Genomic DNA, 15,493 nt, shown 5'->3' with positions numbered 1-15,493 from the left:
GGTGCCCCCTTCTGGTATCTTTGACCCGCTTATAGAAAGCTGCGCCGGAGCGGGCAATGCGCGTTATCGTGCTCACGAGTGATTTACCTCTGCGGGTCCCGCCTGTAGCTTGGCCTCATGGAGACTCAGATCGACTATTGGCAGGCGCACGCTCTGTTGGAGTGGCAGGTGGACCTCGGCGTGACCGAGGCCATCATGGATGCGCCGGTCAATCGCTATGAATTGCCAGATCACAAGCCGAAATCCGCGAAGGCGCAGGCTGCCAGACAGGCCGGGCAGGCTCCGGTCGATCCGGGGCCGAAACCCTCGCGTGCTGAAGAGGGTATCGAGATCGCATCCCGGCTTGCAAAGGGCGCGACCTCTCTGGAGGCTCTGCGGGAGGCGCTGGCGGGGTTCGAGCATTGCGATCTGAAACGCGGCGCGCGCAATCTGGTGTTCTCGGACGGCAATCCCAAGGCGCGTGTGATGATCGTCGGCGAAGCACCGGGACGGGACGAGGACATTCAGGGGAAACCGTTCGTCGGACGCTCGGGGCAGCTTCTCGACAAGATGTTCGCGGCGATCGGCATGGATCGCCACTCACCCGACAGCGAACACGGCCTCTACATCACCAACCCGATCCCGTGGCGCCCGCCGGAGAACCGCGATCCGACGCCCGCCGAGATTGCGATGCTGAAACCGTTTCTCATCCGCCATATCGAGCTGGCCGATCCGGATGTGATCGTGCTCATGGGCAACTGGGCCTGCACCGCGTTGCTTGGCCGCGCGGGGATCACCCGGCTTCGGGGCAACTGGCAGACGGTGCTGGGCAAGCCCGCCATGCCGATGACCCATCCGGCCTATCTGTTGCGCAACCCGATTGCCAAACGCGACGCCTGGGCCGATCTCTTGGACATTCAGGCCCGGCTCAGAGGTGCATCATGATCGTCGATCCGCTGACGCTTGCGGCCTTTCTTCCCGCTGCTCTGGCGCTCAACCTGACGCCGGGGGCGGATATGATGTTTTGTCTGGCGCAAGGGCTCCGGGGCAATCGCAAGGCTGCCGTCGCCGCGAGCGCCGGGATTTCTGCGGGCTCCCTCGTCAACGTGACCCTCGCGGGGCTCGGCCTCGGCGCGTTGGTGGCCGCCAGCCCGCATCTGTTTGCAACGATCCGTTGGATCGGGGTCGCCTATCTGGTCTGGCTTGCGATCCGCACCCTGCGCAGCCCGCATGAGGTCGGAACCACGGGAAAGGCGATGAAATCCCCGGCGCGGGCGTTTCGCGAGGGGTTTTTCGTCAATGTCTCGAACCCGAAAGTGATCCTGTTCATCCTTGCTTTCATTCCGCAATTCGTCGACCCGGAACGCGGCAGTGTTCTGGCTCAATTCCTCATGTTCGGCGCGGTGATCTCGCTCGGCGGCTTTTTCATCAACGCCGCCGTCGGCTGGTTCGCCGTGGGCTTGGGCGGCGTTTTGGCACGCAGTCCGCGCGCTGAACGTCTGTTACGCTATCTTTCCGCATCCGTTTTCGGATTGCTCGCCCTGAAACTCGCCACGGAGCGCCGCGCATGAGCCGCATTGACGACAGCCTCGACTTCATTCCCGTCCGCATCGCCGTGCTGACCGTGTCCGATACGCGCACGCTTGCGGATGACAAGTCCGGCGACACTCTGGTGAAGATGATCGAAGAGGCAGGGCATAAACTCGCAGATCGCAGGGTCGTCACCGATGATCGCCCGCTGATCCGCCACACGCTTCAGGCGTGGATCGAGGACAAGGGCGTCGATGTTGTGATCTCCACAGGCGGCACCGGGCTGACCGGGCGCGATGTCACCGTTGAGGCGCATCGTGATGTCTATGAAAAAGAAATCGACGCTTTCGGCACGGTCTTCACAATTGTGTCCATGCAGAAAATTGGCACCTCCGCCATTCAGTCGCGCGCCACAGGCGGCGTTGCCGGTGGCACCTATCTCTTTGCGCTTCCGGGCTCTACAGGGGCCTGCAAGGATGCGTGGAACGAGATTCTGAAGTTCCAGCTCGATTATCGCCATCGCCCCTGCAATTTCGTGGAAATCTTCCCGCGGCTCGAAGAGCACAAACGCCGTAAGTGACCAACATTCCCGTGAGGTGACGAAAAAGCGCGTCGGGTTTTCCAATTCCCAACGTATGATGTCTATTCACAGGTGCGACAGTTTCGTCCGCTTTCCAGAACCACAGCCAGGCCAGCCAAGGGTTTCCCTGAATGCGATTTCTCCGCCGTTCCCTGATCGGACTTTTCCTCACAGCCGCCACGCTCGCTCTGCTCGCAGGGGCCGGATATAAGGTCAGCTCCGCACTCGAGGCGCGCCGCGCCGCCGAGGCCATGCCGCCTCAGGCCCGTGAGCGGCAGTTCGCAGTCAATGTCACCGAAGTGCGCCCGGAGCGCATCGTGCCGGTGTTGACGAGCTATGGCGAAGTGTCCGCGCGGCGCAGTCTCGAACTGCGCGCGCCGGAGGCCGGGCGGATTGTGGACCTCTCCGAGGCGTTCGAGGAAGGTGGCGCGGTCAAGGCCGGGGACGTAATCCTGAAAATCGACACGGCGGATGCCGAGGCGGCGGTGCGGGTGTCGGAGGCCGATCTGCTGGAGGCCGAGGCCGATCTGCGCGAGGCCGAACGTGCCAAAGACATCGCCGCGGACGATCTCGCGGCGGCTCAGGCGCAGCTCGATCTGCGCAAGGCCGCGCTCGACCGGCAACAGGGGCTGTTCGACCGTGGGGTCGGTTCCGCGGCCTCGCTTGAAGAGGCCGCACTGTCGCATGCCGCTGCGGGACAATCCGTGCTGTCGAAACGTCAGGCGCTTGCCGACAAGGAAGCCGCTGTGGACAGTGCCAGAACCGCCGTGCTGCGGGCGGAGATCGACCTCGACGAGGTGAAGCGCACGCTTGAGGACATGACGGTTACGGCGGCGTTCGACGGGGTGCTGAGCGATGTGTCCGGCGCGCTGGGCACGCTTTTGAGCAACAACGAACAATTCGCGACCCTGATTGCGCCGGAGGAGCTGGAGGTCGCGTTCCGCATTTCCACCGAACAATATGCCCGTCTGGTTCAGGATCGGGGCGCGTTGCCGCAGATGGAGGTCACGGTGACGCTCGACGTGGCGGGGCTTGCGCTGTCGGCCAAGGGGCAGGTGGTGCGCGAAAGCGCCGCCGTAGCAACGGGGCAGAGCGGGCGCACGCTTTACGCCCGTCTCGAAGAGGCACCGGGGTTTCGGCCCGGCGATTTCGTCACGGTTCAGCTCGAGGAGCCTGAACTTTCCGACGTGGCGCTTGTGCCCGCGACTGCCGTGGCGGCGAACGAGACCGTTCTGGCCGTCACGGAGCAAAGCCGCCTGGAGGAGATCCCGGCGCCGGTGCTGCGGCGGCAGGGCGATCATGTGATCATCGGCGCGGAGGCGCTCGCCGGGCGTCAGATCGTGGCCGAACGCACCCCGCTTCTGGGGGCGGGAATCCGGGTCAAGGTGAATGGCGCGGACCCCTCCGCCGCAGGGGCTGGCGTGGAGATGATCGCGTTGAGCGACGAACGCCGCGCCGCGCTGATCGCATTCGTATCGGGCAACACGAAGATGCCCGAAGAGATGCGCACGCGCGTGCTGGAACAGCTCGCGGCCGAAAAAGTGCCCGCCGATCTTCTGGAGCGGCTTGAACAGCGGATGGGGAGCTGAGCCCGATGAGTGCGCGCAGCCTTGTGAATGCCAGGGGCCTCCTGTCCTATTTCACCCGCCACCGGACGGCGGCGAACCTCGTGCTGGTGCTGCTTCTGGCGGCGGGGCTTGCCTCCTTGCCGAAGATGCGGTCGCAGTTCTTCCCGGATGTGGTGGTCGACACCGTGCGGGTCTCCGTCGCCTGGGAGGGCGCGGGGCCGGAGGATGTCGACAGCGCCATCGTGCAGTTGCTCGAACCGACACTGATCGCGGTCGAGGGCGTGCTGGAAAGCAGCGCCACTTCGATCGAAGGGCGGGGCAACATCACGCTGGAATTCGAACCCGGCTGGGATATCCAGCGCGCTGCCGACGATGTGAACGCCGCCCTCGACACCGTGACCGACCTGCCCGAGGGCGCGGACGATCCGGTGGTGCAATGGGGCGGCTGGACCGACAGCGTGACGGATGTGGCGATCACCGGCCCGGTGGGGCTGGACCAATTGGCTCGGTTTGCCGATGAACTCGTGGCGCGGCTCTTTGCCAAGGGCGTGACGCGGACGACGATTTCCGGGGTCGCGGCGCCCGAGACCATCGTCGAAGTGCCGACCCTGAGCCTGATCGAACACGACATTTCCATGGCGGAGATCGCCAGCGCGATTGCCGCCGAGGCGGACACCAGTCCTGCGGGCAGCGTTGGCTCCGGTGGCGCACGGGTGCGTGCGGGCGTGGAAAAGCGCGATGCGGCGGATATCGCGGGGATCGTGCTGCGGACCAATGACGACGGTTCGAAACTGACCATCGGCGACGTGGCGCAGATTCGCGTCGAGGGCGTGGATCGCAAAGAGGCGTTCTTCGTCGGCGACAATCCGGCGGTCTCGGTGCAGGTCGCGCGGTCGGATCAGGGCGATTCCATTGAGATTCAGGGCATCGTCGAGGATGTCACCGCCGAGATGGTCTCGACCCTGCCCGAAGGTGTGAGCCTCGATCTTTACCGCACCCGGGCAGAGTCGATCCAGGCGCGGCTCGATCTCTTGCTGTCGAACGGGGCGATGGGACTTGGGCTTGTCCTCGTGCTGCTGTTCCTGTTCCTGAACGCGCGCACCGCGATCTGGGTGGCGGCGGGGATTCCGGTGGCGATGCTGTCTGCGATTGCGCTGATGTATGCCGCCGGCATCACCATCAACATGATTTCGCTGTTCGCGCTGATCATCACGCTGGGCATCGTGGTCGATGACGCCATCGTCGTGGGTGAACATGCCGATTTTCGCGTCAGGCGGCTGGGCGAGAGCGCTGTCGAAGCCTCGGAGAATGCGGCGAAGCGGATGTTCGCGCCGGTGTTTTCCTCGACCATCACCACGATCATCGCCTTTCTCGGGCTGACGGCCATTTCGGGCCGGTTCGGGGACATGATCTCCGACATTCCCTTCACGGTCATCGTGGTGCTGATTGCGTCCCTGATGGAATGTTTTATCATCCTGCCCAATCACCTCAGCCATTCTTTGGCGGCCCATGCGAAAACCCATTGGTACGACTGGCCGTCACGGCAGGTCGACAAAGGGTTTCGGGTGTTCCGCGAACGGCTGTTCAGGCCAGTGGTCACCTGGTCGATTCGTCTGCGCTATCCGGTGGTGGCCATGGGCATTCTCCTGTTGATGACGCAGGTGTCGCTTTTGATCTCGGGGCAGGTGCAATGGCGTTTCTTCAACTCCCCGGAGCAGCCGGTGATCAGCGGCAATATCGCCATGGCTCCGACCGCCGTGCGTAGCGACACGCTGGCGATGTTGCAGGAATTGCAGCGGGCGACCGATGCGGTCGCGGCGCGTTACGAAGAGGACTACGGCACCAACCCGCTGGCCTATGCGGTGGCGCAGATCGGATCGAACGCCGGGCGGGGCCTGTCGGGGACGAGCACCAAGGAAGATTATCAACTGGGCGGCATCACCATCGAACTGATCGACGCCGATCTGCGGCCCTATTCTTCCGTGGCCTTCGTCACCGATCTTCAGGAAGAGGTGGTCAACCATCCGCTTGCCGAAACCGTGTCCTTCCGGCGCGGGCGGTTCGGACCGGGGGGCGATGCCATCGACGTCGATCTCTATGGTGCGGATTCGGTGACGCTCAAGGCGGCGGCCGAGGCACTCAAGCTGCGGCTTGGGCAATTCGCGGAGGTCTCGGCGCTTGAGGACAACCTGTCCTACGACAAGGAGGAGATGGTGCTCGAACTGACGCCGCAGGGTGAGGCACTCGGTTTCAACATCAACGATCTGGGCAGCGTTCTGGCCCATCGTCTCGGCGGGATCGAGGCGGCGACCTATCCTTCGGGCATCCGCACGGCAACGATTCAGGTGGAGCTGCCGGAAGAAGACCTGACCGCCGATTTCCTGAGCCGGACCCGGATGCGCACGGCGTCTGGCGCCTATGTGCCGTTGTCGGACATCGTGACGGTGACGCGCACGACCGGATTTTCGACCATCCGGCGCGAAAACGGGCTTCGGATCATTTCCGTCACCGGCGACATGAGCGAGGACAACGCCGCGCGCGCCAGTGAAATTCAGGACGAGATCACCAATGAGATCCTGCCGGAGATCGACGAAACCTTCGGCGTGACCCATCGGATTTCCGGCCTCTCGGAACAGGAAAACCGCTTTCTCTCCGATGCGGTTCTGGGGCTCGCCGGGGTGCTTCTGGGCATTTACCTGACGCTCGCATGGATTTTCTCGAGCTGGACGCGCCCCGTGGTGGTGATGTCGGTCATTCCCTTCGGGTTGATCGGGGCGATTCATGGCCATGCGATCTGGGATGTGCCGCTGTCGATGTTCTCCGTCGTCGGCCTCATCGGCATGACCGGGATCATCATCAACGACTCGATCGTTCTGGTGTCGACCGTGGACGAATATGCCTATGAGCGCGGTCTCGTGCCCGCGATGATCGACGCGGCGGTGGACCGGTTGCGGCCCGTGATGTTGACCACGCTGACCACGGTTCTGGGGCTTGCTCCCTTGCTCTACGAGACCTCCGCCGATGCGCAGTTTCTCAAGCCGACGGTGATCACGCTGGCTTACGGGTTGGGCTTTGGCATGGTCATCGTTCTGGTGATGGTGCCCGCCATCCTGGCGATGCAGCTCGATGTCGGGCGGCAGGTGGCGGCGTTTCGCCGTGGCCTGCGCCATCCCAAACGCAGCGGTGTGGTGGGTAAGGTCCTGATCGGTACAACTGCGTTTGCCGTATTGTGGTTCGCGCTGACTGTCGGGCCTGTGGTCCTGCCCGGCATGCTGCCCGCGCTCTTTGGCGTCACGGGGCTTGCCGCCGCACTCGGGCTGTTCCTTCTGGGGCTCCTGGTGGTGTTCTCGGCGATCTATGCGGTTCTTGCCGTGACATCCCACCGCGGACATGAGGTCGTTTGAGACCGTCGCGGGCTCAGTTCCCGGAGCAGCCCTGCGCCTCATAGGCGCTGCCACGGCCGATCACGGTGATTGTCAGTTGCGAGCGGTCGATGAAGAAGGGCTGGGCATCCGAGGGCACGAGATCGCTTTCGACCTGGACCTTGCCGCCGGTCCGGGCAAGCTCGGCTTCCGACACCCAGACGGAGCGGTCGGGATGTTCGATCACCGCGACCTCGTAGGGGCCAAGCTCCGGGACAGACATATCGACGGACACGCGCATGCCATCGGAGATCGGCGCCGCCTTGCAGGTGGCGTTGATGACGCGTTTCGGCTGATCGGCCAGAGCGCTTTCGATTTCGGCGCGCGCACCGTTCGGCCCCCCGGGCGTGAGTGTCGCGTCGAGCGTGGCCTGAAGCGGCATGCAGATGTCCTTGCACACGCCAAGATCCATCGTGCCCGACAGGCGAATGTCGCCATTTCCTTCGGGGATCAGCTCGATCGGCAGGATCAGTTCATGCTCATAGCCCAGATACCACATGCCATTCTCGGAAAAGAGTTCGGGCACCGGCCAGTGCAAATCCATCCGGGCAAGGTTCTCGGACCCGCTCAGTTCGAATGTCGGCGGAATGCCGGTCTCGCCTGGGGTGCGCCAGTAGGTATGCCAGCCCGGGGCAAGCTGCACCCGGATCGCGGCCATGCGGTGACCGTTGTCCATCTGCCATCCGGGCAGAATGTCGATCCGGGCCATATCCGCCGGGTCCTGCGCCAGGGCAGGAGCGGTCAGACCAAGGAAGAGGGCGGAGGCGAGAGGGGCAAGGGATCGGATCATATGTCCGATATAGGCAGGCAGGGGCGTGCCGCAAACTCACATTTGGACGATCCCGGTGTGATCGCGCATCTGTGTTGCCGCAGGAGCGCGACTGGGGCAGTGAAATCGTCGCTTTCGTCGCGCGAAGCCTTGCACCCCGGCGCGTCATGCGGTGAGGTGGGGGCATGAAAGCTCAATCGTCTGACCTCACCGGAAAACTTCTCATCGCGATGCCCGGCATCGGCGACCCGCGTTTCGACGGCGCGGTGGTGTTCATGTGTGCGCATTCCGAGGAAGGCGCGATGGGGCTGATGATCAACAAGGTGTCGCAGGAAATTTCCGTCTCCGATGTGTTTTCCCAGCTCGAGATTCGCGCTACCCCGGATATGCGCCCCCTGCCGGTGCATTTCGGCGGACCGGTCGAGGTGGGGCGGGGATTCGTGCTGCACAGCACGGATTACGACGCCGATCACGCCTCGATGGACGTGGGGCCGGGCTATGCCATGACCGCCTCGCGCGAGATTCTGCGCGACATGGCGCGCGGGGACGGGCCTGCCGAGCGGCTCTTGTGCCTCGGCTATGCCGGTTGGGGGCCGGGGCAGCTTGAGGGCGAGATCGGGCAAAACGGCTGGCTCAGTTGTGATGCGACGACTGAGATCGTGTTCCATACGCCCGATGCTCAGAAATGGCAGGCTGCGCTCCTGTCGCTGGGGGTGAGCCCGGCGCTTTTGTCGGCGGATGCCGGGCGGGCGTGACGCAGCGTTCGGGTTGGGCCTGCGATCCGGCTTCGCTACTCTGAGGACCAAGTTGCAGAACCGTCTGCGCCTGACGAGGAGACAGCCATGACCTATCGCGCCCCGGTTTCGGATTATCAGTTCATTTTCGACCAGATCGTCGATTTCACGGCTGTGCTCGACAGCAGCCCCTTCGAAGAGGTCGACGCGGACACGGTCTCGGCGATTCTCGAAGAGGCGGGCAAGCTTGCGAGCGATGTGATCGCACCGCTGGATCGCGGTGGCGATCTGACGCCTGCCGCGCTTGTGGATGGGGTGGTCAGGACCTCGCCGGGCTTTGCCGCGGCCCATGGCCAGATCGCGGAGGGCGGCTGGATCGGTATGCTGGCGCAGCCGGAGAATGGCGGGATGGGGCTGCCGCTGAGCGTGGCGACGGCGATCAACGAGATGATGTCGGGCGGCTGCCTGTCGCTGTCGTTGCAACCGCTGATGACGCAGGGCCAGATCGAGGCGCTGGAGCATCACGCCTCCGATGCGATCAAGGAGCTTTATATCCCGAAACTCATCTCCGGCGAATGGACCGGCACGATGAACCTGACGGAGCCGGGGGCCGGTTCGGATGTCGGCGCGCTTCGGACCAAAGCGGAACGCAACGACGATGGCTCCTATGCCATCACCGGCCAGAAGATTTTCATCACCTGGGGCGATAACGATTTCTCTGACAACGTCTGTCACCTGGTGCTGGCGCGCCTGCCCGACGGGGGGGCGGGGACGAAGGGCATTTCGCTCTTCATGGTGCCGAAGATGATCCCGGATGCCGAGGGCAATCCCGGTGCGGCCAACAGCCTCAAGGTTGTGAGCCTCGAGCACAAGCTGGGCATTCATGGCTCTCCGACCTGTGTGATGCAATATGACGGTGCGACTGGCTGGCTCGTGGGCGAAGAGCATCAGGGCATGAAATGCATGTTCACCATGATGAACAATGCACGCCTCGGTGTGGGCGTTCAGGGCGTCGGCGTGGCCGAGGCGTCGACGCAAAAGGCGCTGGCCTATGCCCAGGATCGGGTGCAGGGCAAATCGCCCATCGGCACGGAAAACGGCACGATCATCGACCATGCCGACGTGCGCCGGATGCTGGCCCATATGCGCGCGGACACCTTTGTGGCGCGCTCGATTGCGCTGGCCTGCGGTGTGGCGCTCGATCTCGGGCGCACCGACCCGGAGCAACAGGCGCGTGGCGCCTTCCTGATCCCGATTGCCAAGGCCTTCTCCACCGACATCGGCCATGAAGTGGCCCAGCTCGGCGTGCAGGTGCATGGCGGTATGGGCTATATCGAGGAAACCGGAGCGGCACAGTATGCCCGCGATGCCCGGATTACCTCGATCTATGAGGGCACCAACGGTATTCAGGCGATGGACCTTGTCGGTCGCAAGCTGATGGACGGCGGCGAGGCCGGGTTCGCCATTTTGGACGAGATCGAGAGCTTTGCCGAGGCGGCGCGGGCGACCCTGCCGAAACGGGCGATTGCCGTCTGGAATGCCGCCGAGACCCTGCGCGAAGGCATGGAGGCGATGCTCGCCCTGCCGATGAACGACCGGTTTGGCGGTGCCGTGCCCTTCCTGCGCGCCTTTGCGCGGGTGTTGGGCGGGCATTATCACCTCAAGGCGGCGATTGCCGAAGGCGGTGAGGGGCCGCGTTCGCGCCTTGCAGCTTTCTACATCAAACGTATGCTGCCGGAACACGCGGCTCTGCTGGCGCAGGTGCGCCTTGGTGCCGCGGATATTTACGCTCTGAGCCCCGAGGACCTGACCGCCTGATGACTGCCCCGATCCGCACGCCCTTCGAGCCTCCCGAGATCGGGGGCGTGGTGGAGATCGCCGAAGGCGTTCTTTGGTCGCGCATGCCGCTCCCGGTGCCGCTGGCGCATGTGAATGTGTACGCTTTCGATGAGGGCGATGGCTGGACCATCGTCGATACCGGCGTCGATACGCGCAAAAGTCGTGCGCTCTGGCAGGCATTGATCGACGGGCCGCTGTCGGGCAGGCCGATTCGGCGGGTGATCGTGACGCATCACCATCTCGATCACGTCGGTCTTGCGGGCTGGTTCGTGGCGGAGCATGGCGCGGAGCTTGTGACAACGCGGACCTCTTACCTGATGGCGCGGATGTTGCAGCTCGATGTGCAGGAGGCGCCGACGCCTGAGATGCTGGCCTTTTGGCGCTCCTGTGGCATGAGCCCGGAGATTTACGAGAAACGCCTCACCGAGCGCCCGTTCAACACCGCCGATGCGGTGCACCCCTTGCCGCTGGGCTATACGCGGATTGTCGACGGGCAGGAGATCGAGCTCGGCGGGCGCCTCTGGACCGTGCGCATGGGCGACGGCCATGCGCCGGAACACGCGACCTTCTGGTCCGGCGACGGGGAACTGGTGATCGGAGGCGATCAGCTTCTCGGCTCGATCTCGCCCAATCTGGGAGTTTCCGCCACCGAGCCGATGGCCGACCCGGTGGGCGATTGGCTTCGGTCCTGCGAGAAATTCGTGCCCCATGCCCGCGACGGCCAGTTGGTGCTGACCGGGCACAAGCTGCCCTACACCGGGCTGCCCGCACGGCTTCGGCATCTGATCGACAATCACCGCCATGCGCTCGAACGCTTGCGTGAAGTGCTGCATGAACCGCGCACGGCCTGCGACTGTTTCGACGTGCTGTTCAAACGGCCGATCAAGGAGGGCGAATATGGCCTTGCGATGGTCGAGGCCATGGCGCATTGCCGTCATCTTGAGCGGCGCGGCCTTATCACTGGACGAGAGCGGGAGGATGGTGCGATCCTGTGGCAAACAGGAGAGTGAGCATGTCCCAGGGGGATCAGATCCGCACCACCGCCGAGGCGCATGAAGACGCCGCTTTGCCGCAGGCTCGGGTAGCCCATGCCGACCCTGACGCCTGCACCGCCGAACAGAAGCCCCTGCCCGAAGCGGTGGCGCGCAAGCCGCTCGAGGAGAAAAGCCCCGCAGAATGGGCCTATGAGCGCCTTATTCTCTATATCCAGAATTTCGAAGAACAGCTCGACAGCGAACATGAGATCGCCATGGGGTTTGCCGGTTCCGACACCGGGGTGCTCCGGATCGAGGGCATCGGCTTTTTCGACCCGGATATCGTGACGTTTTACGGGATGGACGAGGAGGGGACCAGGACCCAGCTCATCCAGCATGTCACCCAGCTCAACGTCATGTTGCAGGCCATGCCGAAACAGACGGAAGACGCGACGCCCGCGCGGATCGGTTTTCGCCTTGCCGCCGACCTGGAACAGGAACTGAACGAGGAACGTCCTGACGGGTGACAGGCGATGACGAGTCATCTACCGTAGCGGAAGGCATATAAGGGAGGAACCGCAGAATGTCTGAGCACAAGCATGGGGATATGGATATTTCCGTTCAGGAGAAAACCTTTGAAGGTTTTGTGAAATGGGCCACCTGGGTCGCGGGTGTGTCCGTTTTTGTTTTGATCATCCTCGCGGTTTTCAATAGTTAAGCCCCGTAAGCGTTTCACAAAGGACCGGAGCCCCAAATCGTGTCGTTTCTGTATCGAGCCGTCGGGCTCCTGTCCCTTCTTGTGCTGACCGCCTGCGGGGCGGCCGAACCGAAATGGGCGCCTGACGCCGATGTGGCGCGGTCGCATTACGTGCATGGCGCACCTTATCAACTGACGCTGTTCACCGTGATCAGCAATCGCACAGGCGGCGGCGGGCACAGCGCGCTGATGGTCAATGCCCCGTCCGAGCGGGTGATCTTCGATCCGGCGGGGACCTTTTATCACCCGCATCTGCCGGAACGGAACGATGTGCACTACGGCATGTCCGACGCGGCGGTGGAGTTCTACATCGACTATCACGCCCGCATCACCTGGCATGTGGTGGAACAGACCATCACGGTGAGCCCCGAGGTCGCGACACTGGCGCTGGCCAAGGTTCAGTCCTACGGTGCCGTGCCCAAGGCGATGTGTGCCACCAGTGTGTCGAGCATTCTCGGTGATCTGCCGGGCTTCGAGCGCGCGCCGCAAACCATGTCGCCGAAGAAGCTCATGCAATGGTTCGGGGAGCAGCCGGGGGTGAGTGAGCGCAAGATCTACGATGACAGCCCTGATGAGAACGGCCAGCTCATTCAGGCTCCGCCGCTGCTTCTGCATCACAGCGGCAGTTCCTGATCGGGGGGACGGTCAGGCGATTACCGCGCCGAGGCCGAAGAACAGGCCCAGACCGGTGATGATCGCCCAGAGCACGTTTTTCGTCCAGACGCCCACAAGGATCGTCGCCGCCGCGCAAAAGAGGCGCAGCGGATCCATGTCCGCCTTGGCGCCCAGAAGCATGGGCGCGACCACGGCGGGCAGAACCGCGACGGGTGTATAGCGCAACAGGCGCAACAGCCATGCGGGCAGCGGACGGTCGCCGACGAGGCCGAGGAAGGAAAACCGGATCAGGAAGGTGCCAATGGCCATTCCGACGATGATGATCCAGATTTGCGTCGTGCTCGCCTCGATCATGCCGCGGCCTTTCTTTTTTCCATCCAGATCTCGACCCGCGCGCCCACCACCAGTGCGGCGGCAGCGGCGACCAGAAGCCCGGTGCCATAGGGCATGAACCCGAGGATCAGCACCAGAACGACGGAGGTCAGCGCCGAGGCGACATGCGCGAGCGTCTTGAGCATCGGGGCCACCACCGCCAGGAACGTCACGGGCACGGCGAAATCGACGCCGATGTCGGTCGGGATTTTCTCCCCCAGAAGCGCCCCGGCGAGCGTCATGGCATACCAGGCAATGGCAATCGGGATTGCTGAGCCGAAGAAATAGCCGGTCTTTTCCGAAAGGCTCAGGTCCGGCTCTTTCTCGAACTTGATCGTAGACAGCGCATAGGGCTGATCGTAGAGCATGTAGGAGGCAAAAGCGCGGGTCAGCAGAGACGACTTGCCCAGATGCGGCGTGATCGAAGCCGAATACATGCCCATCCGCAGGTTCACCGCCAGTGCCGTGGCGAGAACGATCAGCGTCGGTGCGTTCTCCGTCATGAGTTGTAATGCGGCAAGTTGGGCCGAGCCCGCGATGACGAGAATCGAAAACCCCATGACTTCAACGACATTGAGGCCCGCTTGGGTGGCAATGGCACCAAAGATCGCGGCGAAGGGCCAGATCACGATGTGAAACGGCAGCCCGTCCTTGGCGCCTTTGAGAAATTGCTGGGCAGCAGGGGAAAGCGACATGGGACTCCGGGGAAACGTCAGGAAGCAAGCTCGCGTACCCTACGATAAGACAGTGACACTTACCAATGTCGATTTGCGAAAGCGGGGTATGCGCAAGCGAAGCGGATCAGTCGAAAGTGCCGGTCACGCGGCCCAGCAACATGAACCCGCGCGCGGTGCGGGTGTCGGTCAGAGCGGCGATTTCTTCATCCGTGGCGGAGTGTTCGAACTCGGCGAAGGTCTTGTCGAACTTGCGCAGGAAATGGTGCACCGCATCGCGGAAGATCGCGTCCTGTTTCATTCGCGCAGAGGCCAGAGCCAGAGACGACCGGTCGCGCACGCCGCCAAGCGGGGCGACGGCATGGCCGCGCTCGCCCTTGGCGAACCGGCGCCAGACTTCGGGCTTGGCGCGGTCCGGGCGCAGATCGTCCATGTAGATACCGTCCTGCGACAGCAGCGTGAGCACGTCCTGCGCCGCATGGATGAGCTGGCTGACCTTGCGATCCGAGAGTGCTCGGCGCAGCGCCCGGAAGCCTTCCTTGTCATCGGCGGTCTCGGGGAAATTCATCGCCTTGATGAAATCCGCGACCGACAGCGGCGGCGCGAGGCTTTCCGAGGGCGTGCCGAGCGCAAGGCTCGCCTGTTCCTCGACAAGCATGGGCGCCGGGATTGCGAGCTTGTCCTCCGGCGGCGTCTGGCCGGGACGGATCGAGGTGAACATCGCCAGTGTCGATTCGGTCTTGCGTTGGGCTGCGGCGATCTCTTCGAGTTTCTTCTCGACCGTGGCGTTCGAGGTGCCACCGCCCTGACCGGAGAGATAGGACTGGCGCATGGCGGAAATCGCGGCCTGGAGCCGACGGCTTTCCTCGCGCATCGTGCGCGATGCGCGCACGGCCAGCGCGCCGACCCAGATCATCGCAATCGGCATGAAAATCGCGATCAGGATCATCACGAAACGGATCGAGGCCAAATCGTCCGGACCGGAGCCGGAGCTTGCAATCATGAAATAGCCGGATGTCAGCGCCAGCCATACCAGAGAGAGCACCGCGGCGATCATCTCCGTCGCGGTGATCCTGGGTTCTTCCTCGGGGCGCTGATAGACGCCCAGTTCGACTTTTTTGGGACCTTCGGTTGCCAAAGGGATCTCCTCGACCGCGTTTACAAATCAGATATACGCGATCTTGAGGATTTCGTAGGACTTTTCGCCGCCAGGGGTGCGCACTTCGACGCTGTCGCCTTCGTCCTTGCCGATCAGGGCGCGAGCGAGCGGAGATTTGATGTTCAGAAGACCGCGTTCGATGTCGGCTTCGTGCTCGCCGACGATCTGATAGGTCTTTTCCTCATCCGTGTCCTCGTCGACGATGGTCACCGTGGCGGAAAATTTCACCGCGCCGGAGAGGGTTTTCGGGTCAATCACATCGGTCAGCGACAGGATGCCTTCAAGCTCCTTGATCCGGCCCTCGATGAAGCTCTGTTTCTCACGCGCCGAATGGTATTCGGCATTCTCCGAGAGATCGCCAAGCTCGCGGGCTTCGGCAATGGCCTGAATGATCGCCGGGCGTTCGACGGATTTCAGGGTTTTCAGCTCGTCGTTCAGCGCGGTGTAGCCCGCGCGGGTCATGAGGATCTTTTCCATCAGGGCACTCATCTGCACGAAAAAAGCACTGCGGGGCCGTCTGG

Annotated in this window: 16 protein-coding genes; 11 read left to right on the top strand and 5 right to left on the bottom strand. The window is 63.3% G+C overall.

All coding sequences use genetic code 11. The features are described from left to right. Positions 1-117: 117 nt before the first annotated feature. From CEW89_RS11120 to CEW89_RS11100, 5 genes are all read left to right on the top strand, one after another. Positions 118-924: a uracil-DNA glycosylase gene (locus CEW89_RS11120; protein ID WP_096805942.1), complete on the top strand. Its 807-nt coding sequence runs from the start codon at positions 118-120 to the stop codon at positions 922-924. Next, positions 921-1,550 carry a LysE family translocator gene (locus CEW89_RS11115; protein WP_066702478.1) on the top strand — a complete coding sequence of 210 codons (630 nt, stop codon included), beginning with the start codon at positions 921-923 and terminating at the stop codon, positions 1,548-1,550. Before CEW89_RS11120 ends, CEW89_RS11115 begins: the two co-directional genes overlap by 4 nt. Continuing rightward, on the top strand, positions 1,547-2,089 hold the full coding sequence (moaB, locus tag CEW89_RS11110) for a molybdenum cofactor biosynthesis protein B (protein WP_066702480.1): 543 nt from the start codon (positions 1,547-1,549) through the stop codon (positions 2,087-2,089). Before CEW89_RS11115 ends, moaB begins: the two co-directional genes overlap by 4 nt. Before the next feature lie 131 nt (positions 2,090-2,220). After that, a complete protein-coding gene (locus tag CEW89_RS11105; RefSeq protein WP_096805941.1) occupies positions 2,221-3,678 on the top strand; it encodes an efflux RND transporter periplasmic adaptor subunit in 1,458 nt (485 codons plus the stop codon). 5 nt (positions 3,679-3,683) lie between these two features. Next, the gene (locus CEW89_RS11100) at positions 3,684-7,061 is read left to right on the top strand and encodes an efflux RND transporter permease subunit (RefSeq protein ID WP_096805940.1); all 3,378 of its coding nucleotides are present in this window, start codon (positions 3,684-3,686) and stop codon (positions 7,059-7,061) included. A gap of 13 nt (positions 7,062-7,074) precedes the next feature. Here the strand turns inward: CEW89_RS11100 and CEW89_RS11095 are convergent, their stop codons facing one another. After that, positions 7,075-7,869 (bottom strand): protein-disulfide reductase DsbD domain-containing protein, encoded by a 795-nt coding sequence (locus tag CEW89_RS11095; protein ID WP_081423752.1) that lies wholly within the window; start codon positions 7,867-7,869, stop codon positions 7,075-7,077. Between the two features lie 164 nt (positions 7,870-8,033). Between CEW89_RS11095 and CEW89_RS11090 the strand changes: the two genes are divergently transcribed. The 6 genes from CEW89_RS11090 to CEW89_RS11065 all read left to right on the top strand — a co-directional run bounded on the left by CEW89_RS11090 (position 8,034) and on the right by CEW89_RS11065 (position 12,785). Beyond that, complete coding sequence (locus CEW89_RS11090) at positions 8,034-8,603, top strand: YqgE/AlgH family protein (protein ID WP_066702497.1); 570 nt, start codon at positions 8,034-8,036, stop codon at positions 8,601-8,603. Between the two features lie 87 nt (positions 8,604-8,690). Beyond that, entirely contained in the window at positions 8,691-10,400 is a 1,710-nt protein-coding gene (locus tag CEW89_RS11085; RefSeq protein WP_066702501.1) for an acyl-CoA dehydrogenase family protein, read from the top strand. Then, on the top strand, positions 10,400-11,431 hold the full coding sequence (locus CEW89_RS11080; protein WP_096805939.1) for an MBL fold metallo-hydrolase: 1,032 nt from the start codon (positions 10,400-10,402) through the stop codon (positions 11,429-11,431). Before CEW89_RS11085 ends, CEW89_RS11080 begins: the two co-directional genes overlap by 1 nt. Before the next feature lie 2 nt (positions 11,432-11,433). Further along, the gene (locus CEW89_RS11075; RefSeq protein ID WP_096805938.1) at positions 11,434-11,922 is read left to right on the top strand and encodes a DUF6173 family protein; all 489 of its coding nucleotides are present in this window, start codon (positions 11,434-11,436) and stop codon (positions 11,920-11,922) included. 56 nt (positions 11,923-11,978) lie between these two features. Continuing rightward, on the top strand, positions 11,979-12,113 hold the full coding sequence (locus tag CEW89_RS11070) for an aa3-type cytochrome c oxidase subunit IV (RefSeq protein ID WP_066702508.1): 135 nt from the start codon (positions 11,979-11,981) through the stop codon (positions 12,111-12,113). 39 nt (positions 12,114-12,152) lie between these two features. Next, complete coding sequence (locus tag CEW89_RS11065) at positions 12,153-12,785, top strand: hypothetical protein (RefSeq protein ID WP_096805937.1); 633 nt, start codon at positions 12,153-12,155, stop codon at positions 12,783-12,785. 12 nt (positions 12,786-12,797) lie between these two features. Here the strand turns inward: CEW89_RS11065 and CEW89_RS11060 are convergent, their stop codons facing one another. The 4 genes from CEW89_RS11060 to greA all read right to left on the bottom strand — a co-directional run bounded on the left by CEW89_RS11060 (position 12,798) and on the right by greA (position 15,449). Beyond that, a complete protein-coding gene (locus tag CEW89_RS11060; protein ID WP_096805936.1) occupies positions 12,798-13,121 on the bottom strand; it encodes an AzlD domain-containing protein in 324 nt (107 codons plus the stop codon). Next, positions 13,118-13,834 (bottom strand): AzlC family ABC transporter permease, encoded by a 717-nt coding sequence (locus CEW89_RS11055; protein ID WP_096805935.1) that lies wholly within the window; start codon positions 13,832-13,834, stop codon positions 13,118-13,120. The genes CEW89_RS11060 and CEW89_RS11055 overlap by 4 nt, the downstream gene beginning before the upstream one ends. A gap of 106 nt (positions 13,835-13,940) precedes the next feature. After that, positions 13,941-14,951 carry a hypothetical protein gene (locus tag CEW89_RS11050; RefSeq protein ID WP_198403409.1) on the bottom strand — a complete coding sequence of 337 codons (1,011 nt, stop codon included), beginning with the start codon at positions 14,949-14,951 and terminating at the stop codon, positions 13,941-13,943. 27 nt (positions 14,952-14,978) lie between these two features. Continuing rightward, complete coding sequence (gene greA, locus CEW89_RS11045) at positions 14,979-15,449, bottom strand: transcription elongation factor GreA (protein WP_096805933.1); 471 nt, start codon at positions 15,447-15,449, stop codon at positions 14,979-14,981. Positions 15,450-15,493 lie beyond the last annotated feature (44 nt).

The organism is Celeribacter ethanolicus, from assembly GCF_002407265.1.
Classification (GTDB): domain Bacteria; phylum Pseudomonadota; class Alphaproteobacteria; order Rhodobacterales; family Rhodobacteraceae; genus Celeribacter; species Celeribacter ethanolicus.
This window is presented reverse-complemented; position numbering and strand designations above follow the sequence as displayed.